Source organism: Wolbachia endosymbiont (group A) of Machimus atricapillus, assembly GCF_964027095.1.
GTDB lineage: Bacteria > Pseudomonadota > Alphaproteobacteria > Rickettsiales > Anaplasmataceae > Wolbachia.
The window spans coordinates 96,076-119,128 of record NZ_OZ034727.1 but is presented as its reverse complement, the minus strand read 5'-3'; the positions used below and the strand labels follow the sequence as shown (position 1 = coordinate 119,128).

The following is a 23,053-nucleotide window of genomic DNA, read 5'->3' as shown; positions in this document are numbered from 1 at the left end:
CAATGTCTATCTACATTAGATTTGAAAATGATAAACAAGTAGAAACAACAACGCTTGAAAGTAAGCCAACTGGAAATGATTGGTATGAAGCGCCAAAGAATTTCGACTGGCAAAAGAGTTATCAGTTAACAGAAGGAGGAGAAATTGCTCAGCGTACTAAAGAAGATATACAAAAGGAGTTACTGGATAATGCGAAGCTTTGTGCATTTGATAGTATGCGTTTCTATTATGATAATCATACTCACCAATATGCAGGTCATTCTCACCAAAAAGCTAAATCTTATGAGATTCAAGCGGAAGCCGCAAAAAGCATTCTAGCAGCACCAGAATCTATGAATAAAAAGGATAAAGAAATTATAGAACCTTTAGCAAAAGTCCGTGGTATTACGGTTATTGAAATGGCAAGAATAATTGAGGAAAAAGTGAAAAAAGCAGTAAAAGCAATAATTAAATGTGAAGAGCTTGAAGATTTAGCCAAAAGAAAGATTGAAGAAGCTAAAAGTGAAAATGAGCTAAAGACTTTGCTCGATGATTTTAGGAAAAAAATACAAAGAAATGGCTGAAGAATTTTTGCACGGAGTAAATGTTATAGAGGTAACCTCTGGAGCAAGGGCAGTACGTACGGCTAAATCATCAGTGATAGGTGTAATTGGTACTGCACCTGAAGCAGATGAGCAAAAATTTCCGCTAAATAAACCAGTGTTAGTTGCAGGAAGCTTAAAAGAAGCGGCAAAACTTGGCAAAAAGGGAACTCTTTTTTCAGCAATAAATGGAGTATTTTCCCAAATTGGTGCAACAGTTATAGTAATTAGAGTTGAAGAGAGTGAAAACATCAATCCAAAATTAAAAGAAGAAGAGACGCTGAAAAATATAATTGGCGGTGTTGATAAAGAGACTGGAGAGTATCAAGGGATAGAGGCATTCCTCAGCAGTGAAAGTATAATTCATGTTGCTCCAAGAATATTAATTGCACCTCAATTTACTCATCAATTGCCTGAATCTGAAAATCCTAAAAACCCAGTAGTAGCAGCTTTGATAGGAGTAGCAGAAAAACTGAGAAGCATAATAGTAGCAGATGGTCCAAATACCAATGATGAAGAAGCAATAAAGTGGAGAAAAAGTGTAGGCAGCTCAAGAGTTTACGTGGTTGACCCATGGGTGAAGGTACTTATTGAAGGAAAAGAAGAAATCTTGCCATCGAGTCCATTTGTAGCTGGTTTAATAGCTAAGATAGACAGCGAGCAAGGCTTCTGGCACTCACCTTCAAATAAAGAGATAAATGGTATTGTTGGAACAAGCAGGCCTATTGATTTTACGCTCGGTAATATAAATTGTAGAGCAAACCACTTGAATGAAAATGAAGTAACAACGATAATTCATCAAAATGGCTATAGGCTTTGGGGAAATAGAACATGTTCAAATGACTCAAAATGGGCTTTTTTGTCAGTGAGAAGGACTGCAGATTTAATCAATGATAGTTTACTTAGGGCTCATTTATGGGCAGTTGATCGCAATATCACAAAAACTTATATAGATGATGTGATTGAGGGGGTGAATTCTTATTTGGCTAATTTAAAAGCGCAAGGAGCAATTATCAGCGGAAAATGTTATGCAACCCCAGAACTCAATACACCGGCAAATATTGCAAGCGGGAAAGTGTCTTTTGATTTTGAGTTCACGCCACCATATCCGGCTGAGCAAATAATATTCAGATCACATCTTGTAAATATAAGTTAGGAGAAAGCAAAGTGTTACCGAAAATACTGAGAAATTTTAATGTATTTGTAGATGGCCGTGGTTATGCAGGAAAAATAGATGAAATAACCTTGCCGAAGCTTACCATAAAAACCGAAGAGTACAGAGCTGGTGGTATGGATATCCCAATAAATATTGACATGGGCATGGAAAAGCTTGAAGCAGACTTTACTTTCGCTGAGTATGATTCAGAACTATTTAGACTTTTTGGCTTGATAGATGGAAATTCGGTATCTTTAACGCTCCGTGGAGGAATGCAAGGGAGTGGTAGTAATGATATTGAAGCAGTAATAATCAATTTAAGAGGCATTTTTAAAGAGTTTGATTTTGGTAACTGGAAACCTGCTGAAAAAGCAACGCTGAAGTGTACTGTAGCTGCTCATTACTATAAACTTACTATAGGTGGTAATGAGTTAATAGAAATCGATGCTGAAAATATGATTAGAAAGATAAATGGTGTTGATCAGATGGCACTACTTCAAACGGTGCTTGGAATATGAAGATTTTTAGAATTCTATTTTTTAGATGTTGATCAAATAGTTACAACATTTTACAAGATTTTATTTTTTATAGGAGAATTTTATGCAAACTATAACACTAAACAACCCAATAACAGTTGATGGTATTTCTGTCTCAGAACTTACCGTTAGACGTCCAAAAGTTAGAGATTATCTAGCTATTGAGAGACTTAATGGTAGTGATCTAAGTAAGGAAGTAACTTTGACTGCCAATTTGACATCAGTTGCAAAAGAAGCGATTGAAGAGTTAGATATTGCTGATTATGTGAAAGTGCAAGAGGTATTAAAGGATTTTTTTTCACCAGTTATTCAAAGGACTTGAGGTCAGAAGTATTAATGTTCAGCTCTGTTGTAGGGGGCGGGGTTGAGCAAATACTTGAAATGGAAATTAATGAATTTATCCTATGGAATGAAGCAGCGAGGAAGGTACAATGTCAACGTTATCTATAAAAATTGGAGCAGTCCTAGATGGCAGTTTCAGTACTGTAATAAAAGGAAGTAGCAGTCAACTTACTCATCTTGGTGAGAATATAAGAAAGCTTGACTCATCTTTAAAATCAGTATCAAAGTTTAAGCAGTTAGGTCATGATGTTTTGACTAGCAAGAGGTCATGGAAAGGCTTTGAAGATCAAGTAAAATCTTTAGCTAAACAAATGAAAGCGATAGAGAAACCAAGCAAAACTTTAAAAGCAGAATTTGACAAGGCCAAAACCTCCGCAACAAAAGCAAAAGAAGCATATTTGAAAAAGAGAGATGCTTTGCATTCATTTAATGAAGAAGTAAGGAAAAGTGGAAGAAATATTAAGTCATTAGTAAGTGATCAATATAAACTTGGCTCTTCTATTGAAGTATTAAAAGGTAAGTATGGTAAGCTTGGATCTGCAATACGTAGTCACCAAAGTTTTTTAGCAAGCAAAGCATATTTTAAGTCACAAATTATAGAGACTATTGGGCTAGGGCTAACGCTTGCAGCGCCAATCAAAGTTGCTATTGATTTTGAATCGGCTATGGCTGATGTTAAAAAAGTAGTAAGGTTTAATGATAAAAAAGACGAAGCTAGTAAATTTGCTCAAGAGCTCAAAAAATTATCTCGGGAAATACCCTTGTCAGCTGCAGAATTAGCACAAATAGCTGCAAGTGGTGGTCAACTTGGTATTGACAAAAATGATCTTATAAAGTTTACAACAGTAGTTGCCAAAATGACCACAGCGTTTGATATGTCTGCAGAAGAAGCTGGTAATGCTATTGCAAAAATATCCAATGTCTATGGAATTAAAGTTGATGGTATGGAAAATGTAGGTAACATAATAAACCATCTTTCAGATAATACTGCTGCCAAAGCAAAGGAAATGGTTCTTACGCTGAATAGAATTGGCGGTAATGCTAAACAGTTTGGTTTAGAAATTGATCAAGCAAGTAGCTTAGCAAGTGCGTTCATAAGTTTAGGTAAACAACCTGAAAAAGCAGCAACTGCTATAAATAACTTTCTTAGTAAACTACAGACCGCAAGAGAGCAAAGTCCCGAATTTCACGATGCATTAGATGAGATGGGAACAAGTATAGAAGAGCTCGAACAAACTATTAAAAAAAATCCTCAAGAGGCAATATTGCAATTCCTTGAAACCTTAAAAAAAATAAATGATCAAGAGCGAGCTGGTATTCTTATGAATCTATTTGGCGCTGGGTTTCAAGATGACATTGCTCTTTTAGTAGGAAGCTTAGACATTTACAAGAAAGCTATTGAACATTTAGCTAATAAAGAAAAATATAACGCTTCAATGCAGGACGAATTTAACAATCGTGCAAATACTACAGCTAATAAATTACAATTACTTAAAAATGCAGTATTTGAAGCTGGCATGAATCTAGGGTCAGTAATGTTGCCTACTTTAAATTATGTAGCTGGAAGTTTGAAAGCAATAACAGAGCGTATAGCTTCTTTTGCAGAAAAATATCCAACTTTAACTACGGCAATCATGGGAACTATAGCAGCTTTAATAAGTTTAAAAATCTTAGTAGTGGGCTTAGGTTATGGATTTACTTTTTTAGCAAGTACAGTTCTTGGTTTAAGGACAAAAATAATTGCAACATTTTCATTTTTATCAGCTACAGTTTTTCCTGCAGTAATAACAGGGCTAAGAGCAGTAACACTCCCTCTTACAATGAAGTAAGCCCTCACTCTGGTAAATATTGCTATGGAAAAAAACTATGCAGACTTTTCTTGATAGCAAACATATTGCTTTTCAGAAAAACATTAGTGACATTAAACAAGACTCTGATATTAGTTTTGACTACCTCAATTCTTTTGTCAGTTAATTCTTCTCTGTCAGATTAAGTCTTCTCTTTTACATAATTTCTCTTGACATAGAAAAACTAATTGTGTTAAAATTAGATTTTAATATCTCAAATAAAGAATGAGCATTTCTAAAGCTTCACCTTCGTTAAAACATTCAATTGCTGCAATTTCACTATACGTGTCTAGTATTGTTGCTGGAGTATCCACTTACTTTGTGTATCTAGCAATTTCTAATGCTACTATAAGACTAATCCATTTTATAGCAATCGCCTCTGGAGTAGTCGCATTGAGTTTAGTGGTATATTTTATTAACTCAGCTGTTTCTGAAGAAAGCGGCAAGATACAAATAGACTCCAAACTAACTAAATCAATTGCTGTTTTTTTACTTTGTTTATCTAGTTTTGTAGCTGGAATATACACTTACCCTGTGGTCTTGTTAATTTCTAATTCTGCTGTGATACCAGTGCTTTCTGCAGTGGTCGCTTCCATTTCTACAATCACTGCATTGATTTCAGCACAATTTCTTCTAAAATCAACCGCTTATAGAGCAAATGATGAAAAACAAGAGTGTATGTCCAATACCCATAACGAAAAACCGAATGATAATAATGTTAGCACGAAAATTCCAGAAGGAGGTCCTACAATGTTAGGTATAGGGGTATACCAGGCAGTACCAGCTAGTCTACCAAAATCTTCTAACTTGTTGCCACCTAATTCTCCGGCACCTACAAATCCGGTATCTACATTACCTAATTCTTCGGCACCTACAAATCCGGTATCTACATTACCTAATTCTTCGGCACCTACAAATCCGGTATCTACATTACCTAATTCTCCGGCACCTACAAATCCGGTATCTACATTACCTAATTCTCCGGCACCTACAAATCCGGTATCTACATTACCTAATTCTCCGGCACCTACAAATCCGGTATCTACATTACCTAATTCTCCGGCACCTACAAATCCGGTATCTACATTACCTAATTCTTCGGCACCTACAAATCCGGTATCTACATTACTGAATTTTCATGTACCTCCGCCTCCGCCTCCGCCTCTGCCTCAAAATCTACTGGGATCAAATTATGATTTGCCAAGTCGAAATTTGAACACACCGGATTTTTCTCCTGCAGGACCGGCAGCTAAGTTAAGTTCATCAAGAAGTTTCATTGAAGAAATAAAAGCAGGCAACTTGCGGTTGAGAAAACTCAAGGGTAACAAAAGGAATAGAGCAGATACTTTACAAGCAGCTCAATCTCCAAAGGGAGTTAACGTAAACATTACTAACAAGTATGGAAGCACAGCACTACATAATGCTGCATATTATGGTAATTTAAGGATTATCAAATTTTTGCTAGAAAAAGACGCTAATTCTAACATTATAAACGGTGATGAAAAAACTAGAAATGTAGTAGCTGTGTTAAGGCACAACAAAGACAAGCCCTACGATCAAATAATAAAGCTAATTGCAGAGGCAGAGGATCGATATGAATCAACAAAAAATTAATAGAAAGTAATCACTGAAGCTATAAGTTTTCTACAATCTATATATAAACTTCCCAAACCATCCATAACAAATTAATATTTTCACATGAAAAAGCAAAAAATCCCAATTACGGTAATTATTACCATGTTAATCCAAACCGTAGCAGTAATCTGGTGGCTGGCCAAGCTCGATTTACGGGTGCACATCCATGATAAACTTATAGAAAAAAACCAAGGACTAATAGAAATAGTCTATCGACTTGAAGAGAGAGTGAAAAATCTCACTCAAGAAGTCAATGAACTTGAAGCCATTCACAAACAGAAATAAATTCCACAATGATTAAATATATCTTATCCGTTGACGGCGGAGGCATAAGAGGCATCATACCGGCCATAATATTAGCAGAAATAGAAAAGAGAGCAAAGAAACCGATTGCTGAAATCTTTGATCTTATGGCAGGAACCTCAACAGGTGGGATTGTTGCAGCAGGTTTATGTACACAAAAATACTCAGCTAACGATTTAGTTGAACTCTACGAAAAGTATGGACCATATATCTTTGAATCATCATTCTGGAGAAGGTCAATCGCTTCTTGGCTAAATGGTGCTCAATACTCATATAAAAACATAGAATTCATTCTCGATAAATACTTCGGCAAAAGTACTATTGCTGATGTTTCAAGTAATCTACTGCTTACCAGTTATGACATTCACAATAATTGCCCATTTTTCTTTAAAAGCTGGAGAGAAGACAGAAACTTTATTAAACTAAAAGACGCGCTCAGAGCTACAACAGCTGCACCAACCTATTTCATACCAAAACGTCTAAAAATTAACCAGACAGAACGAATATTAGTCGATGGCGGGGTATTTGCCAATAATCCAGCTGCTTGTGCATATGCAAGTGGCAAGAGGTTGTTTCCAAATGATGATATTGTACTGGTATCAATAGGTACTGGAAGAACAAATAGAAGTATAAAGTATGCTAATTCAAGGAGATTTGGAAGAATAGGGTGGATAAAACCACTACTACATGTGATGTTTGCTTCAAGTTTAGATGCAATAAACTATCAGCTCGATCAAGTAATAGGCGACAAATATATAAGAATACAATCACAACTGAAAGTAGCATCAGCTGAGATGGATAATATTACATTCAAAAATATTAAATATCTGCAGCAAGAGGCAAATACAATGATAGAGGACAACCAGGAATTAATAGATAAATTCTGCGATATCGTATCTTAATTCACGTAAAAATGCCAAGCAAGATAAAGAACTTATATAAAAAAGCGAAAAAGGGCTTAAAGAATATAGCTTTGCCGAAAAAACATAAAAAAGTTCAAGAAGCTAACGATAAGCCGAAACCGCTAAGCCCTGAAATTGTGATGAAACCTACGCTATGGCAGAAAAAAGTTGAATTAACCTCTAAAGCAGAAAATATCGAAAAAGATAACAAGTGGAAAATAAAAGTATTCAAAACTAAACACGTAGAGAAGGATTCAAAAAGGGGAAAAATGTTCAAAAATGGTCTCAAAAAGCTAAAAGGTAAGCTAAAAAGCCTAAATCCGATAAAAGCTAAGAAAAACAAGATCATTGGAAGCAAGAAGTTAGCATTTTTACTCACAGCTGGAACGATTGTAGCAATTTTACCAATGTTCAATTTGACCCCTTTTCCAGCACTTGCAATAACTTCTGCATGTGTTTTCAGTATCAATTTTATCGCAGTCAAAACATTGAAGAAAGTTATCAAACAACGCAAATTAGCAGCAGAATCTGAAGAAGAGTCAACTCTACTGGCTAAGCCGGAAGAAGAAATTCAAGATGTATCGGTTGAACCGGTAAAAGAAAAAGCCGCAAGCAAAACTTCAGAGAAATCTTAAATAGATTAACTATTTTCATCTATATCATAATATATTATATAAATTATCATAGTTTTAATTCCGTTGGGAGCGTAAGTTGCGCAATTTCCTCAGCAGTCAAGCTAGTTATTTGAGAAATATTATCAATGGAAATACCTAGTATAAGTAGATTATTCACAACCTTGATTGACTCTACTTTATCAATCTTTTCTTTGTAAATTTGCCTTCTTTGGGATAAAAATTCTACCCATATATCCAGTTCATCTTGTGATTCTTGAGTGTTAATTTTTTTAACTCTCTCGCCCAGCTTAATAGCTCTTTTTCTCCTTCACTATCTGTATCTTCCTCTCCACAACAATTTTCTTCCGTTACCAGATCTTCAGCATTCACTGATAATTTTCTTGCTATTTCCCATAACCTCTCACCGAACATGGTGCTTCCTTGTTCATAGTAATGTATCTGTGGACCTCCTATACCAAGCTCCTTCGCTAATTCCTCTTGCGTATACCCTTGTATTATTCTCCACTTTTTCATTCCATCCCTTTTGTTGAAACGCTTAGAACTTTTTTCTTCTTTATTTTCATATTCATCAGCTGATAAGCCTGTTGCTCGGTAGATTATATCATTAGCAAATCCTGCTTTGACATCACTTTCCTCTTCAGCTCAAATAGATTGGGTCAATGCATAAATTGCCTTGCGTTCTCTTGTTTGTGCCATGAGGTTGTATATTGCTTGTTCCTTGGCTTTATCAAAACAACAGTTTTCTCTTAGTACTTTTTGTCTAGGAAATAGACCTCCAGCCTTAATTGATAATGCATCCGCTAGTCTTTTTAAGTCTTCAGTTGGAATACCTTGTACCCCTTGTTCATATTTTAGCAGCGTATAATATTTTATACCTGTTTTGTCTGCTAGATCTTTTACGGTACATTTTCTTCTTAACCTCCAGCTTCTTACCTTTTGTGCTATTTTGTATCTTGCAGGGTTACTCTTTTTCACATACTCTCAGATGCCTGTTAAAAACTAGTATATTAAATGCCTATGCCGTGACAAGCTAAAATGAGAACTTCACACTTAAAATAGGTATGACCACTAAACTCATGAGCTGGGGTTTTTAGGTACTTTACAGAAGGGTTGATAAAAGATATACAAAAGGACGTCTAAAGCAGAGAATGCGATTCTAAGCCCACCTCTGAAGGTCATTTTTTCTCGAAGCTTTAAAAAACAAGATTTCAATATAAAAAAGTTGAATATTTCTTCAGAATTGTGTATTATTATTAATGTTTTTTAGGTACCCTTGCTATGGCTCTTTCGAAGTTTTTAGATCCTAAGCTTGATTTAACATTTAAGAAAATCTTTGGTACTGAAAAAAATAAAAATATCCTTATCCATTTTTTAAATGATATCTTAGGCTTCACTGGAGTCAATACTATTCAAGATGTTGAGTTCCTCAGCACTATTATGAATCCTGAGATTGCTTCTGATAAACAGAGTATCGTTGATGTCCTTTGTAAGGATTCTCTTGGAAATAGATACATTGCGGAAATGCAGCTCGCTCGTGATAAAGGCTTTGAAAAACGTGCTCAACTTTATGCTGCTAAGGCTTACTCAAGGCAGGCTGATAAAGGTGGTAAGTACATTGATTTAAAGAAGGTTTTCTTTATTGCTATTTCTAACTGTAATTTATTTCCTGATAAGCTTGATTATATATCTAGCCATACCATAAGAGATGAAAAAACTAATGAGCATGATTTAAAAGATTTTCAATTTATCTTCATTGAGTTACCAAAGTTTCCTAAAAGTAGAGAAGAACAGCTAGAAAATGTAGTAGATCGTTGGCTCTTTTTCTTCAAATATGCAGAAGAAACAACTGATGAAGATCTAAGAAAAATAGCAGAAAAATCTCCAATAATAAAGCTAGCATATGATGAGTTAGATAAGTTTCACTGGAATGAAAAGGACCTAATGGCTTATGAAGAAAGAGTAATGGATTTACAGAAAGAAGCTGCTATTTTGGAACAAAAACTTGATGATGCTACTCAAAAAGGTAGACAAGAAGGTAGACTAGAAGAGAAAATTGAAGTTGCAAAGAATCTACTTAAAGCAGGGGTTTTTATTGATATCATAGCTCAAACTACTGGCCTTACAGCTGATGAAATCAAAAACTTAAGCTACTAGATGAATATCTTTATATTAGATGAAAGCCCAGTGATTTCAGCACAAATGTTATGTGATAAGCATATAGTAAAAATGCCATTAGAAACTGCTCAATTATTGAGTAATGTTTTTTCAACAGCATTAAAAATGCCAAATCCTTTTGTCAGTATCACAAACCAAAACATAAAAGTTCCATATAAACTTACTCACAACAATCATCCTTGTTCTTTATGGGCAAGGCAATCAAAAGGAAACTTCTGTTGGTTGATAGAGTACGGGAAAGAATTATGTAAAGAGTATACGTGGCGATACAAAAGAAAACATAAATCGGAAGAAGTAATAGATTGGTGTGGTGGTAGTAAGGATCTTCTAATTTTTCAATCAACTGATTTACAAACCTTTATACAAGCACTGCCTGATCGGTATAAATGTAGTAGTCCTATACAAGGATATAGAGAGTATTATCTACATGAAAAGATGAAGTTTGCTAAATGGGAAAAAGGCAGAAAAGCACCAGATTGGATAAAAGAAAATTTCACTATACAATGTTACAACAATACAGCTCATGGGTAAAAAAGCCATCCAAATCGGCCAGGAAAAAGGGAAAAAAAGAAGGCGAAAAATAGGCTAAAATAGCAGCAGCTAAAAATTCACTCAAGGCCGGTGTCTCTATAGATGTTATCGCTCGGATTGCCGGTCTTTCGGTGGATGAAATAAAACAACTTCAGGAAGAAATAGCTTAAAATCTGGTGATCTCTTTAATTGGTTATTCACTGTTACACCACTTAAACAAGATTCAGGTTTGTCATCTGTCCCGCAAGTAGTTCCTGGTAACTGATTCTTTAATCGAGTAGCGCTAGCAGGATAAACAGTATTAAGATTACCAGTTATAAATTAATTGCTCCTTTAACCAACTCTTCTAATAGCTATGACTATTGTTAATGATAATTATCTTACTCCTCTAGATGTACTTGGCTCATTAACACCTAGCTTAGCTACCCCTAACGTTATTTCCGATGCTGATGTAGATAATTTACCACCCATAATCTCTATCGAGCTGTGCGGAACACCAGCCACAATAAACTTTTCGCTTACTAGTATCAAATTATCTCTTTTATCAGCATTGCTGTTGAAAACAACTCCAATAAACGCTACCTTGTCACCTTCTGTTATTGATTTGATATTTTGAGATCTTGCATATCCCTCTATCTGATTATTTGCTTCTTTTAACTTTTCACTAGCTGCCTCCTTTGTTGTTTCAGAGTACTTCAATTCAAACCCCACAGATACAGATTCTTTTAGCTTTTCCATCTTCTTCTTTTCATCAGGATTTTCGTTATCTACAACTTGTACCATAATATCAACTCTACCTCCTTCTCCAACTTGAAATTCTGTAAGTACAGCAATTACTCTATCTTTATCCAAATCACTTAATCCAGTGAATAGCCCATCTAAAAAAGCTTTAAACCTGTTTTCACTACTAATCATTGATACAAGACTTTGTTTTGGTTTCCCATTTTCATCACACATTAACTCTTTAACTGCATCAAACAAGTTTTTATATGCACCTAACTCGAATTTATTGTCATTTCTTCCTAACTCTTTCTCTTTGCCTTCAATTTCTTCCATTAATCCTTTTTGTTGATAATTTATTGCTTCTCTAAATTTATCAATTAATTTAGGTACAGGATTGATTAGTTGCACCTCTCCTTTGAACTTATTCTTAGATGTGATAGATCTTGTTTCTCTCCCTTGAGAAGAAAAAGTTCCTTCAAAGTATTCCCTTGAATCTTTATTTTCAACCTTTACTAAGTCTTTATTTTGATAAAAAGTGCCAGGTGAAGGTGCTGATTGACTAGGTCCGGTTTCTCCATAACCCATTACATATACCTGAGTGACTTGTCTAATTTCTCCTTGTTTGAGGCCAATTTTATTTAATATTTCTTCAGTAAATGAATACTTGTTATACTTAAATTTTTCACTACCAGCTTCCTGTACATGAAAAATAAACATCTTGCTTTTATTGATTTGTTCCTTAATAACAATCATGTACGTAGTAAGACGGTCCTGTATATCTGCTTCTGAGTGGTTAAATAAGCATACTTTTATATCTTTTGCCTTTTTAGGCTTTTTTACTAAAGGCAACTGTCCAAGTAAGAACCTACTTAAGTAATCTCTTGTATATTGCTCTGAAGGAAACGTGTAGTATACTTGGCCTAATAGATTTTCCATTCTATTTTGAGTATCTTCATTACTATAAACCGTATTAAACAAGGATTGCATAATAGGTTCTTCATTTCTTTTTATCTTAGATGCTACTTCAGAAATTTTATATGATTTTTTCTGCTCATTAAGGTTAATACCTATACAAATAGCTTTATCAGCATTTGTTAATAAGCGCATCTTATTACGACGCAATCCCCTAGCGTAACTTTCTGCTTCTGTTAATGCATTATTTACATTACCCTCTGCCTTTAATTCCATTACCACAGGAACAGCTGACCAAGATCGCTCTTTTCCTCTTACAAGCAACATAATATCACTATACCCCCTCCCTGTTAATAACTCTAAGTATAACTTCAAGTTGTAGCGATAACGAAAGTTTATCAACATACCACTGATAAAGCCATGTTGTGCTGCTTCTTTGCTACTATTTTGTACGAGATTTTTTCCTTTGAGGTCAGAGTAAAGTTTTTTAGCTTCTTGAATTATCTTTTCAATAACATCTATACTATCTTGAAAGTCACCTGTAGCTAACTTAACTATACTGCCTTCTAAATTTTCATCTGCTTTGCAATCTACTTTTTTAAAATCTTTGACTTCAGGGTTCTTACTTGTTTTATGTTCTACTAAGACTTTAAACTTCCACCTCTGATCCTCTTTTTTCTTTTTTTCTTCTCCTTCAAGTATTTCTCTACCTATTAGAACCTTAGTTCCTACATTTTTGCCTATATTGTCGCCTATATTCTTTATTTCTTCCTCCAAATTGGCACTGGACTTTTTGCCTTTGCTTTCTGAGAAAACAAAAAGATGTTTTTTCTTATCTTCTCCAAATTCTGCAATAACATGTAAATCTTTTCTAATTACCTGAACTTCACGAAAATGCAAATTTTGTAGCTCAAGTTTTGCAGCAAGTTTTGTGCTCTTTAAACTAGCGAACATGCCAAGAAAGAAGTTTATAAAGAACCCTTCCTTTTCTGGTGCAGCAGAAGCTCCACTTGGTTTTGGTATTTGATCCAAGAATGACTGAAATCTTTCTTGAAATTTTTTATTAGCAGTGCTCGCCTCGAAAAGATGCTGTATTAACTCCTTTTTATCATCTGGCATATTGCCACCCCTTAATGTGTTCTATACTTAGATACGTCTGCTTGAATAGAAGCGGTAGACTTCAGATCATTTAAAGATGATGATACATCGCCACCAGCCTGACTAGCTTGCTCGAACTCATTTATTTTCTTATCTATAATATCACTTAACCCGTAGTCCGATAGTAATTCCAAGATTTTTGTCATAGATTCTTTTATTCTAAATTCCTTATGTAGGTTGCACGCGCAATCCAATTTTTGTTTGTAAGCAGGATTTTGTTTTAGAATTTCCTCTATAGCCCTTACAAAATTATTACTATATTTAGTATCATCAAGAACTTTATCCAACAGATCTTTTCTGCCTTGAATGTATAAAGCACAACAAGGTTCCTGTAACATACGAAATGACTCAGCTATCTCCTTACGCCCTGCTTTAGTTGCAGAGTCTAATATCTTCTCTAAAGGCTCAAATGCACCAGCTTTGGAAAGTTCTGATAACATATTAATTAATCCAGGATCACCTTTACTTAATTTATTGAGACAGTATTCCCTATGTTTTGCAAAACCTTCTTTATCCCATATCCACGTTAAAAAATCACCTCTTACCTGCATTAATTTCTTATCAGGCGCCACACATACTTGACGTCCTATCCCAGAAATCAAGTGAATAGAATATTTCTCAAATGAGATATTCTCAGGCTCCAAACAACTAATTAACTCTTTTACATACCCGAACAAATACCTACCTTCTAACTCGTCTAATATAGAGTAATTGCCACGAACCTCAAAATCTTTCTGCAGAAGCATCTTATACTTATCAGCACCTAGATTAGCAAGACAAAAGTCTATGACATTAGCATTGCTATGCCTGAGATTGAAACCACCCGAGGAAGTAGTATACAGTGCTGTGTCAATTAAAATTCCATCACGTTCATCTTGTGTTATTCTCCCTTCTAATTTACCTAAAAAGAATTCAAGAGCTTCTATACACCCTTCTTTTTTTGCACATTCAAACCCATATTTCCATAAGTCAACTTGGGTGTTATAGTCTAAGTTTTTATGATAGTTCTTATTATATTTTGCTATTAATTCTTTGAAGTTATTTAGGATTTCCTCATTAGGATTTGAAATAAGGTCACCATTTTTATCCATTATCTGAATATAGTGTGACCAGAACTCCATCAGCCTAGAATACCTACTCAGTGTGTCTGTAACAAACTCCCCTTCTGACTCTGAATCACCTTGATATTGCTTTAGAGATGGAAAATTTTTACGTATACTTTCCTCTGAGCAAAGCCAACAAACAACTTGATACCTGTCGTAGTCATCTAATAGATCTTCATCGTCTGTTCTCTTTATGCCAAGTAATTCATTTACAACAGAGGCCCTATTGAGAATAAAATCACCAGATTGCCTGTGCATCCAATATTTAGCATCTGAGAAATTATTTAGCTTTTCAGCAACATAAGAAAGATCTGCACTCATTAAGACTTTTTCCCCAAATGGCTCATACCATTCCTTAATCTGAAAGCGCTTTACAGCATGATCTGGGTCACTTTCTGAAACTGAATTTATAAACTTTTTTTCATTTTCATTCACGACTATCTTACCTCCACCAAGTTAATAGTAGCATCATTTTTTATGAAAGCATATATTAGCCAGAATTGCAAGATTTTTAATGAAGAAAGAGTAGGGTTAAGGAAGGCTATAAAAAATTAATTAAAAAGAATGTTTAAGGCTTACGATGCTAGGGGTAATATTGGCCTCAAGTTGTATTGTTTCTATAAATTTGCCTTAATTCTTCTTCGTTATTCTTAAATAAATTAATATTAATTTATTATTATATATTATTAATAATCTAAATAATTCAACCATTTCTAGTGCTAAAAACCAATAGCCGTGAGAAGAGTTTATTTTGGGATGAGTTGGTCTACCGCTTGTTCTGTGCGAACTTTATCTTTATAATAATTCTACTATACCACAAAACTAGCTATATTAGCCTACTTTCACCATATTTAAATATGAACTAATTTACCTAATTTTGTTGCAAAAATTTCACACTTTTATTTTCACAACGCCGCTTTTATTTAAATTGTTCTCACGAAGGTAGGTACTTTTTTGCGATTTTGGAAGGAGTAAATAATTAAAATTTTTGTGGTGCTAAATTAGATACTTTTTTAAAATGTTCTACCAACAAAAAACACCTCTTTATTACCTCCTGCCTAGCAGCTCTATCTCACACATTTGAAAAAATTACCTAAGTAAATTTATATACCAGCTCCACTATCTCTCCTTGTCCCTGCACTTGCACCATGGCTTACGTTTACATCACTTAGCGAAGTACCCTGATTCAATAAACTTCTTATACCTGCCTCAATTACTCCAACACTTACTTTTCCTTCTTTTATTATTTGCTCTCTATTAATCTTTATTTCCTCTATTATTGCATTAATTACCTGTTCTGGAGATCCACTTGTACAACCTACAGCTGCTTCTACAATTTTGTCTTCACTTTCCTCATTTACTGCACTTTGTAGTTCTTCATCAAGACCTGCTAATTTACTAGCACAAACCTTAATTGCTATCCTCTCTAAGCTTTTTTCTTCTAATGCCTGCTCTAGCTGTTTTACTCTTTGAGCCACTTGTTCTGCCCTTTGAGCCTCTTGTTCTGCCCTTTGTTCTGCCTCTTGCCTTGCCTGCACATCCTGCTCAATCCTTTCCTGCAACTCTCTTAATTTTTGTTTCCTCTCTTCCCTCTCTGCTGCTATTCTTTCTTCTTCTCTTTCCATTAACGTCTTCCTTTCCTTAAATTTCTCTTCCAACAACTTTGCCCCACGCTCCAACTTAAATAAAACTTTTCCTAGTTCTTTTGTTCTGCTTTCTCTTCCCTGATTTGATAACTCTACCCTCTTATCTCTCTTTAACTTGCCTGCTAACTCATTGCAACTATCTGATGCAGACTTTAACAACTCTTGATATGAAAGCTTTTCTATATTCTGCTTCTCTTCCTCACTAATTCCATTCTTCTCCATAGAGCATTCGTTTATACCCTTTCCACCTGTAACGTTGAAAAACGTAAAATAGATATTCATTAAATTACAATACTCTAATATTGGCTCTATAAACACTCTATCCGCCTTTCCTTCCAATAATCTTTGATTTCCTTCTAATATTTCATACTGTTCTTTACTCTCTTTCAACAACATATCTACATCGTTTTTCACTACCTCTAATTCCTTCTCTCTTACACAATTTCTACTTAGCTCCTCTAGATTCTTTATCCACTTTTCTTGATATAAATTTCTGTATCTTTTATAACTTTCATCAAATCCCTTTCTCACATCATTTATTACATTTCCATCTTTTGGCAGTTTGCTCAATACTTCCAAACAACTTCTTACACTACTTAAATACTCATTTCTTCCCCTCATTAATATTTCACCTTCCCAAAAAGCTATGCTACTTAATTCACTTTTTGCCACTTTGTTCCCTACTTTTAAAGCATCACGATCTATTACATTTTTTATTGGTGCATCCTCAAACAACCTATACACAACACGGTTTTCAACCATGCTTTTATCCTTCGTAATATAATCGTGTATATTCCTTAGTGCCTGAGTCACATTGTTAATTAAAATCTGTTCACTATTTTTATTAACTTCTTGTTCTTGCTTGTCTGGATGGTAGACTTTCGATAGCTTCAATATCTCTCTAACTTGCTCATTAAAGTATTTATTATGATCTTCCATAGTTTTTCCTCCATCTCTTACAGCTGCTAAACTCCTATCTAAATATAGCGGCAACCACTCCATTTTAAATGACTCAAGTCCTCTTTTAACCGTAACAGTAGTTTCATCCCCTACGCTGAAGATTCTCCTTATTAAGTTACTTGACCTTGCTTCCAGCTCATCTGCAATTTCTTCATTTTTGACTGTAGAAGAAATAAGTGAACTTACACCACTTGCAGCTTTACTCAGGCCACCACTAATTGCATTGTAGGCTTCCTGAGATTTATTTTTAGCTTTTTTATAGCTATCCTTAACAGGTTTTGGAATAGAGATGTTAGGCATTTTTCCCTCCGTTAACTCTTGATAATTATAAATATAACCATACTTTGCAATATAAAGTTGGTGTAGTTTTACATTCGTAAACAGTGAATACATCACTCGTGCAATAAATGAATTATCACTATAGCTTAAAGCCCTTTCTACTTCTTCATCAGTTACTTCAATATCTTTTACCTTCTTACCCCACGGCCACCACCAATACTTTGGTACTTCATCAAGTCCTTCCAGTAATCTAAGGCAACATTCTTGACTTGCTACTCCGCCAGTATCTTTTCTTTTCGTCTTCTGATAATCAATAGCAACTGTAATTAGCACCCCAAATAATATTACCCCAAGAGTTGCCGCAGCAGTAAATGTTGCTCTACGTGTCGATGCAAATGAAATTATTGCCACAACAGGAGTAATACTGTAAGTTATAATCAATCCATTTTTTGCATAATCTGGCTGCTTATTTTCTCTTACTCTGTACAGATAATCTAACAAAGTAGGACCAAACTCCCACCCAAATATCCGATACTTTCTATGGTTTGATAAAAACTTAACAACATCTTTTTGCCACTCAGGTAAATTAGATGCACACTTCATCAATTTCTCCCCATTCCTGCATTTACACCATGACTTACGTTTACATCACTTAGTGAAGTACCCTGATTTGAGAAACTTCTTATACCTGCTTCAATTACTCCAACACTTACTTTCCCTTCTCTTATTATTTGCTCTCTATTAATCTTTATTTCCTCTATTATTGCATCAATTACCTGTTCTGGAGATCCCCTCGTACAACCTACGGCTGCTTCTACAATTTTGTCTTCACTTCCTTTACTTACTGCATCTTGTAGCTCTTCATCAAGTTTTGCTAATTTTCTACAACAAGCTCTAATTGCTATTTTCTCTGAGTTCTTTTGTTCCAATTCCTGCTCTAACTGTTTTGCTTTTTGCTCTGCACTTTGTCTTGCTTGGGCTTCCTGCTCTGCCCTTTGTTCTGCCTCTTGTCTTGCTCGTGCCTCCCGTTCAGCCTTTTCAGTTTTCTCTTGTAATTTACGCTTCCTTAACTCATCTGCCATTCTACCAGTATCCTCTAAAAAGCTACCAAATGTATACTGTCCTTTTGCTTTCCCCCAGCCTTGATTTGCAATCCCATATAAACGTTCTATATACTTCTTTACCTCTTTATCACTTGTTACATCTCCTTCTCTCGTTTTTTTTTACATGATCATACATAATTCCTTCATCAGCAAACCGATCTGCATACAATGCCCTTCTATGTAACTCTACAGCTTGGCTATCTATCACTGAATATTGTCCTTCGCTCAGACCTTGATAAATCAAATCGTAAACCATAAAAATGGGTTAAAAATCCACCATTCATTTCGATTCTCTTTATTTTCCCATATCTTCCTCTTCTCTTCTAATTCATCCTTTAATCTTTTTAGCTTCTTAACTATATCCTTGTATTTCTGTCCACCTATTTGTTCCAGCATAATCTTATCTTCACTGCCTCTTTTGTCAAAATTACCCTCTTTTGTTGGAAATACCGATACTAAATTTACTAACTTATCATCAAAATCAAATAAACTATCGTGCACATCTATCATTATTGTGTTATTTGACTTTTTGCTTAAATTCCTTACTTCTTCATTTTGACATATTTCTATATGACTCTTACAAAGATCCCCAGCATGAGCAAGATTGAGCAGCAACACACTGACTACTTTTACACTAGCTTCCCGCTTTTTATCCAATGCATATTTTAATAGATCATGAGTAGTGTCAACACTCACCTCCTTAGTTTGGTTGAGAATTTTCCTTTTTACCTCATCTACACCATTGTTTTTTATATCACTGTGTAACACATTCTTTTCATCTCCCCTCGCTTTCATTAGATAGTAATCTAACAATTTTTCATACATCGTATGTACAAATTCTTTATCAAATAACTTCCCGTCTGTCATTCTATCAACTGCTTTTTCCTTTACTTCTTGCCTTGCTTCCAATAGCTTCTTTTTCAATCCACTCTTTTCTGCTGCAATACTACTGAGCTTACTGTTTATTTCACTGACTTCCTTTATTTTACTGTCTACACAACTTATATTTTGTAAATTATTATTCATATAGTTGTTTACCACTTGCATTCCATTAACTAATGGCCTAAACACTGCTAAACATCCTCTAAGTAGATCAGAGTACCTGTTGTTTGGTATGTAATTTACAGCTTCATCTAAAACCTGACCATTTTCACCGCTTATATAATTATTTATTTCATTTAAATAGTACCCAGCCCTAGTAGAGAAATTAGTTTGTTCCCACACTTTGCTTACAATCATCTTTTCCATTTCATCAACAAGAACATTACATCCTTCTACAAAATGTAACTGAGTGACTGCGCTTACATTACGTAATGAATGAGCTGTGTACTCTGGAATACCTACTTCATTGCCTCCAACTGCGCCAGTGCTATTGTTTTCGCTCATGATAGCCTCATTCTGAGTACAGTATAGAAAATTTGTACCTGGTACATTTTCTTGCTCTATAATTCTTTTATGATCCTCAGCTATTTGACATGCATCTCTAAATAGCTTAGAAATCAAATCTTGCATATCAGTTAAGCGTCTTTCTTCCTCTTGTAAAGGAACAACTTGCCCACCTTCGTCTAACGCTCGCTTTCTACTTCTAAGTAATTCCAACTACCCTTCTAAAACCTCTCTTTGCCTTTCGATAATTTTTAAAGGTAAATTACACTGTGTATCTCGTTCTATCGCTAACATGTTATACGAAATCATTGCATGTGCTAACCAATATTGCCAAAGCTGACAAAATTCCGATCCCAAGAGAATCTGGACTAACTTATGATCATCTTTATCAATTGCTAGTTCTAGCTGTTTCTTTACCGGATTATCAAAAAAACTTGTCATACTACCCTATCATCATTAATCAGTATACCTTAGTTATCATTAAGTCACAAGTCAATATCTTTTTTTACATAAAATTCTAACACTTTGAGTAAAATTTGATACTCACTAAAAACTTCTAAACCACACCTGCATAACTTAAACTTCTCTATTGTTGCCTATCTTGAAATATTAAGGCGAAGGTTACTTTGGCAGAAATTCAATTCCACTAACGAAACTTATTCATTAGTAGTATAACGAGGCTTATTATAAAGCTTATCAAAATTGAAGTAGTGATCGGAAAATAAAACACCTTTTTCAATATAGATATCGCCTGCTATACCAAGTTTTTGTATTAGAGGATAAACAAGGCCTATCCCTGTAATCAATAAACCAAGTATTACTAAAAAGCGTGACATCAATTTAGTTTGAGAAAATCTCGTCCAAGTTTATTTTAATTATATCACAGAGTATTGAAACTAGTAAATAGAATGATTACATAATGCATGAGTAATGATAAGGAGGTATAACATGAGTAATCTAGTTCACTCAAATAAAAACAATAATCGCGATAATTTTAGCTTAAGAGGTCTGCAAAAAGCTGTTGACGACATGTTCAATAGCTTCTTTATGGGAGCTAGTCCTGGGCTTCTCAGATATAGAGATGGTAGTATATTGCCAGCTTGTGACTTATATGAAACAGAGCAAAACTATTGCCTATCTTTAGAATTGCCAGGTATCTCTAAAGAAAATGTAGATATTAGTACATCTGGCGATAATCTCATAGTGAAAGGTGAAAAGAAATGCGAAAAAGAGTCAGAAGATAAGCAATATTACCATCGTGAGAGGTATCATGGTTCTTTCTATAGGTCTTTTCAACTTCCAGCTAATGTAGACCAAGATAAAATATCTGCTAATTTCTCAGACGGAGTATTACATATAAGTGTACCTAAGTCGGAAAAACATATTAAGAAAATTGATGTAAAGTAGTGTACATGAGGTGGCGAGCTTCCAGTTTTAGGCTCGCTGTCTTATCGCTCTTCTCAAAGTAATTTGATAGCTCCCTCTTGCTTGCACTATCACAGTGGATACGTATCTAACTCTGATTGAGTTACTATGAAAATAGATATACCTTTAACTTCGTACAGAGACTAGCGGAAGCAAAATACTGGTGATTGCTTTAAATAGCTTAGTCTGGTATATTTTTAAATTGTTTAACTATATAAGTGGCTGCATTTCTTCCTCTAATTATCTTTCTAGTCTTATACCTTGGAAGTGGTATTTATTTTTCTTTTATCGGACTTGATAATCCTTTTCATCAAATTTCACCGTTAGTTTGCTTATTATCAGCATTATTTTTCGCTGTTCTACTCAATAAAAACAAAATTCAGCACAATATTGATACTCTTATAAAAGGTATGGGTACTAAAACTACTCTTACCGTGTGTTTGATTTTTCTATTTGCTGGATCATTCTCCACTGTTACTGAATCACTTGGTAGTATAAATGTTATTACTAACTTAACTCTTTGCTTTCTTCCAGTACGATTATTACTTCCTGGAATGTTTGTGGTTTCTGCTTTTATTTCAAGTGCAATTGGCACATCAATCGGAGTTGTTGCACTTATAACACCAATAGCTGTGAATCTAGCACAAAATGGAGCTTTTGATTGTGCGGTAGGCGTTGGAGCCGTTATAGGTGGTTCTATGTTTGGCAGCAATCTTTCAATGATATCTGACACTACTATTGCGGCTACTTCTTCACAAGGAGCTTCAGTAAAGGATAAACTAAAACTGACCCTCAAGACAGGATCTGTTACAGGTGTTATAATACTTATTTATCTAGTAATAATTTCAAATAGTACAGAAGTTGTTTCTATCTCAAGTCTGAATTACTTATCCGTAATCAAAATTGTACCTTATATATCTTTAATAATTATGGGTTTATTTGAAATAAACACTCTGGTAACATTAGCTGTTAATATGGTTATTGCCGGGATATTAGGAACAGCTTTTTTTGATTATTCTCTTATTGAATATTCTCATGACATATGTAGGGGTTTTAATAAGATGAATGAAGTAATGATATTTATTCTCTTCAGTAGTGGATTAAGCCACTTAATGTACGAATACAGTCAGAAAAAGATAGATAAATTCACCGATGAAGTGAATCTTACGAAAAGTCAAGCTGAACTTATGATTGCAGGAATATCATCTATGTTTACTATTTTAGTTTCCAGCAATGTTGTTGCTATTTTATTAACTAGTAATATTGCAAAAAGACTTGCACAAAGATATAACATTGCACCACACCGTAGTGCGTACTTATTAGAGGTATTTACTTCGATCACAAAAAGTATCTTACCTTATGGTTCTCAAGTATTACTAGCAAGCAGCATTGCTTCTCTGTCACCCATTATCGTACTAACAAAAGTATATTATTGTTTTGTTTTTGCAGCAGTTGCGGTAGGTGAAATAGTTATTAACGGCAGACGTGATACGATCGTAACTTAACAAGCTCTTAGTTAATTATAACAAAATTATCCACTCAAATTCCCCGCTTCGATTGGATAAAATATGAATTTTTGCGATAAATGACTTTTATTACATAATTAAATGTAAATTTCTGTAGCACTGGTTTACCCAAACTTCTTTTCATCAACCTGCATACTATAAATTCTTTGTTTTGAAATATCGGTTTTCTAGCTTTTTGATCTCCTGTTG

General features: G+C 34.6%; 23 protein-coding genes and 1 pseudogene. 14 read left to right on the top strand and 10 right to left on the bottom strand.

Features of this window, described 5'->3' with window-relative positions:
- Positions 1–2 precede the first annotated feature (2 nt).
- The 10 genes and pseudogenes from AAGD68_RS00540 to AAGD68_RS00495 all read left to right on the top strand — a co-directional run bounded on the left by AAGD68_RS00540 (position 3) and on the right by AAGD68_RS00495 (position 7,937).
- Positions 3–563 carry a hypothetical protein gene (locus AAGD68_RS00540; protein WP_341814277.1) on the top strand — a complete coding sequence of 187 codons (561 nt, stop codon included), beginning with the start codon at positions 3–5 and terminating at the stop codon, positions 561–563.
- Complete coding sequence (locus tag AAGD68_RS00535) at positions 556–1,737, top strand: phage tail sheath subtilisin-like domain-containing protein (protein WP_341814391.1); 1,182 nt, start codon at positions 556–558, stop codon at positions 1,735–1,737. Before AAGD68_RS00540 ends, AAGD68_RS00535 begins: the two co-directional genes overlap by 8 nt.
- An 11-nt stretch (positions 1,738–1,748) precedes the next feature.
- Positions 1,749–2,255 (top strand): phage major tail tube protein, encoded by a 507-nt coding sequence (locus tag AAGD68_RS00530; protein WP_341814276.1) that lies wholly within the window; start codon positions 1,749–1,751, stop codon positions 2,253–2,255.
- 82 nt (positions 2,256–2,337) lie between these two features.
- Positions 2,338–2,595 carry a phage tail assembly protein gene (locus AAGD68_RS00525; RefSeq protein ID WP_250777628.1) on the top strand — a complete coding sequence of 86 codons (258 nt, stop codon included), beginning with the start codon at positions 2,338–2,340 and terminating at the stop codon, positions 2,593–2,595.
- A 109-nt stretch (positions 2,596–2,704) separates the two neighbouring features.
- The gene (locus AAGD68_RS00520) at positions 2,705–4,444 is read left to right on the top strand and encodes a phage tail tape measure protein (protein ID WP_341814275.1); all 1,740 of its coding nucleotides are present in this window, start codon (positions 2,705–2,707) and stop codon (positions 4,442–4,444) included.
- A pseudogene (locus AAGD68_RS00515) lies at positions 4,429–4,589 on the top strand (IS481 family transposase); the annotation flags it as partial. The gene AAGD68_RS00520 and the pseudogene AAGD68_RS00515, both read left to right, overlap by 16 nt.
- Before the next feature lie 98 nt (positions 4,590–4,687).
- Positions 4,688–6,076: an ankyrin repeat domain-containing protein gene (locus AAGD68_RS00510; RefSeq protein WP_341814274.1), complete on the top strand. Its 1,389-nt coding sequence runs from the start codon at positions 4,688–4,690 to the stop codon at positions 6,074–6,076.
- 84 nt (positions 6,077–6,160) lie between these two features.
- On the top strand, positions 6,161–6,382 hold the full coding sequence (locus AAGD68_RS00505) for a hypothetical protein (RefSeq protein WP_341814273.1): 222 nt from the start codon (positions 6,161–6,163) through the stop codon (positions 6,380–6,382).
- A gap of 8 nt (positions 6,383–6,390) precedes the next feature.
- Positions 6,391–7,302, top strand: coding sequence for a patatin-like phospholipase family protein (locus AAGD68_RS00500; protein ID WP_341814272.1), 912 nt, complete (start codon positions 6,391–6,393; stop codon positions 7,300–7,302).
- Positions 7,303–7,313: 11 nt separating this feature from the next.
- Positions 7,314–7,937 carry a hypothetical protein gene (locus AAGD68_RS00495; RefSeq protein WP_341814271.1) on the top strand — a complete coding sequence of 208 codons (624 nt, stop codon included), beginning with the start codon at positions 7,314–7,316 and terminating at the stop codon, positions 7,935–7,937.
- 222 nt (positions 7,938–8,159) lie between these two features.
- Here the strand turns inward: AAGD68_RS00495 and AAGD68_RS00490 are convergent, their stop codons facing one another.
- Both AAGD68_RS00490 and AAGD68_RS00485 read right to left on the bottom strand, forming a co-directional pair.
- A complete protein-coding gene (locus AAGD68_RS00490; RefSeq protein ID WP_341814270.1) occupies positions 8,160–8,450 on the bottom strand; it encodes a helix-turn-helix transcriptional regulator in 291 nt (96 codons plus the stop codon).
- A 129-nt stretch (positions 8,451–8,579) separates the two neighbouring features.
- The gene (locus AAGD68_RS00485) at positions 8,580–8,912 is read right to left on the bottom strand and encodes a helix-turn-helix transcriptional regulator (protein ID WP_341814269.1); all 333 of its coding nucleotides are present in this window, start codon (positions 8,910–8,912) and stop codon (positions 8,580–8,582) included.
- 303 nt (positions 8,913–9,215) lie between these two features.
- Between AAGD68_RS00485 and AAGD68_RS00480 the strand changes: the two genes are divergently transcribed.
- Both AAGD68_RS00480 and AAGD68_RS00475 read left to right on the top strand, forming a co-directional pair.
- Positions 9,216–10,091 carry an Rpn family recombination-promoting nuclease/putative transposase gene (locus AAGD68_RS00480; RefSeq protein ID WP_341814268.1) on the top strand — a complete coding sequence of 292 codons (876 nt, stop codon included), beginning with the start codon at positions 9,216–9,218 and terminating at the stop codon, positions 10,089–10,091.
- A complete protein-coding gene (locus AAGD68_RS00475) occupies positions 10,092–10,643 on the top strand; it encodes a pyrimidine dimer DNA glycosylase/endonuclease V (protein ID WP_341814267.1) in 552 nt (183 codons plus the stop codon).
- A 375-nt stretch (positions 10,644–11,018) separates the two neighbouring features.
- Here AAGD68_RS00475 and AAGD68_RS00470 read toward each other — a convergent pair whose 3' ends face one another.
- The 8 genes from AAGD68_RS00470 to AAGD68_RS06735 form a co-directional block, all read right to left on the bottom strand.
- A complete protein-coding gene (locus AAGD68_RS00470; protein ID WP_341814265.1) occupies positions 11,019–13,397 on the bottom strand; it encodes a hypothetical protein in 2,379 nt (792 codons plus the stop codon).
- 11 nt (positions 13,398–13,408) lie between these two features.
- Positions 13,409–14,974 (bottom strand): hypothetical protein, encoded by a 1,566-nt coding sequence (locus AAGD68_RS00465; protein WP_341814264.1) that lies wholly within the window; start codon positions 14,972–14,974, stop codon positions 13,409–13,411.
- Positions 14,975–15,642: 668 nt separating this feature from the next.
- Entirely contained in the window at positions 15,643–18,027 is a 2,385-nt protein-coding gene (locus AAGD68_RS00460; protein WP_341814263.1) for a hypothetical protein, read from the bottom strand.
- Complete coding sequence (locus tag AAGD68_RS00455) at positions 18,027–18,506, bottom strand: hypothetical protein (RefSeq protein WP_341814262.1); 480 nt, start codon at positions 18,504–18,506, stop codon at positions 18,027–18,029. The genes AAGD68_RS00460 and AAGD68_RS00455 overlap by 1 nt, the downstream gene beginning before the upstream one ends.
- 109 nt (positions 18,507–18,615) lie before the next feature.
- A complete protein-coding gene (locus AAGD68_RS00450; RefSeq protein WP_341814261.1) occupies positions 18,616–18,783 on the bottom strand; it encodes a hypothetical protein in 168 nt (55 codons plus the stop codon).
- Positions 18,768–20,126 (bottom strand): hypothetical protein, encoded by a 1,359-nt coding sequence (locus tag AAGD68_RS00445; RefSeq protein ID WP_341814260.1) that lies wholly within the window; start codon positions 20,124–20,126, stop codon positions 18,768–18,770. The genes AAGD68_RS00450 and AAGD68_RS00445 overlap by 16 nt, the downstream gene beginning before the upstream one ends.
- Positions 20,127–20,354: a hypothetical protein gene (locus AAGD68_RS00440; RefSeq protein WP_341814259.1), complete on the bottom strand. Its 228-nt coding sequence runs from the start codon at positions 20,352–20,354 to the stop codon at positions 20,127–20,129.
- Between the two features lie 205 nt (positions 20,355–20,559).
- Complete coding sequence (locus AAGD68_RS06735; RefSeq protein ID WP_353286141.1) at positions 20,560–20,643, bottom strand: hypothetical protein; 84 nt, start codon at positions 20,641–20,643, stop codon at positions 20,560–20,562.
- 218 nt (positions 20,644–20,861) lie between these two features.
- Here AAGD68_RS06735 and AAGD68_RS00430 point away from each other — a divergent pair, with 218 nt between their 5' ends.
- Positions 20,862–21,320, top strand: coding sequence for an Hsp20/alpha crystallin family protein (locus AAGD68_RS00430; RefSeq protein WP_341814257.1), 459 nt, complete (start codon positions 20,862–20,864; stop codon positions 21,318–21,320).
- Positions 21,321–21,556: 236 nt separating this feature from the next.
- A complete protein-coding gene (locus AAGD68_RS00425) occupies positions 21,557–22,843 on the top strand; it encodes a Na+/H+ antiporter NhaC family protein (protein WP_341814255.1) in 1,287 nt (428 codons plus the stop codon).
- Positions 22,844–23,053: the final 210 nt, after the last annotated feature.

Coding starts and splice junctions, on each gene's coding strand:
- AAGD68_RS00455 (WP_341814262.1), bottom strand. CDS start 18,506: ATGGCAGATGAGTTAAGGAAGCGTAAATTACAAGAGAAAACTGAAAAG.
- AAGD68_RS00520 (WP_341814275.1), top strand. CDS start 2,705: ATGTCAACGTTATCTATAAAAATTGGAGCAGTCCTAGATGGCAGTTTC.
- AAGD68_RS00440 (WP_341814259.1), bottom strand. CDS start 20,354: ATGACAAGTTTTTTTGATAATCCGGTAAAGAAACAGCTAGAACTAGCA.
- AAGD68_RS00535 (WP_341814391.1), top strand. CDS start 556: ATGGCTGAAGAATTTTTGCACGGAGTAAATGTTATAGAGGTAACCTCT.
- AAGD68_RS00475 (WP_341814267.1), top strand. CDS start 10,092: ATGAATATCTTTATATTAGATGAAAGCCCAGTGATTTCAGCACAAATG.
- AAGD68_RS00505 (WP_341814273.1), top strand. CDS start 6,161: ATGAAAAAGCAAAAAATCCCAATTACGGTAATTATTACCATGTTAATC.
- AAGD68_RS00480 (WP_341814268.1), top strand. CDS start 9,216: ATGGCTCTTTCGAAGTTTTTAGATCCTAAGCTTGATTTAACATTTAAG.
- AAGD68_RS00450 (WP_341814261.1), bottom strand. CDS start 18,783: ATGGTTTACGATTTGATTTATCAAGGTCTGAGCGAAGGACAATATTCA.
- AAGD68_RS00490 (WP_341814270.1), bottom strand. CDS start 8,450: ATGAAAAAGTGGAGAATAATACAAGGGTATACGCAAGAGGAATTAGCG.
- AAGD68_RS00470 (WP_341814265.1), bottom strand. CDS start 13,397: ATGCCAGATGATAAAAAGGAGTTAATACAGCATCTTTTCGAGGCGAGC.
- AAGD68_RS00510 (WP_341814274.1), top strand. CDS start 4,688: ATGAGCATTTCTAAAGCTTCACCTTCGTTAAAACATTCAATTGCTGCA.
- AAGD68_RS00430 (WP_341814257.1), top strand. CDS start 20,862: ATGAGTAATCTAGTTCACTCAAATAAAAACAATAATCGCGATAATTTT.
- AAGD68_RS00500 (WP_341814272.1), top strand. CDS start 6,391: ATGATTAAATATATCTTATCCGTTGACGGCGGAGGCATAAGAGGCATC.
- AAGD68_RS00525 (WP_250777628.1), top strand. CDS start 2,338: ATGCAAACTATAACACTAAACAACCCAATAACAGTTGATGGTATTTCT.
- AAGD68_RS00495 (WP_341814271.1), top strand. CDS start 7,314: ATGCCAAGCAAGATAAAGAACTTATATAAAAAAGCGAAAAAGGGCTTA.
- AAGD68_RS00460 (WP_341814263.1), bottom strand. CDS start 18,027: ATGAAGTGTGCATCTAATTTACCTGAGTGGCAAAAAGATGTTGTTAAG.
- AAGD68_RS00540 (WP_341814277.1), top strand. CDS start 3: ATGTCTATCTACATTAGATTTGAAAATGATAAACAAGTAGAAACAACA.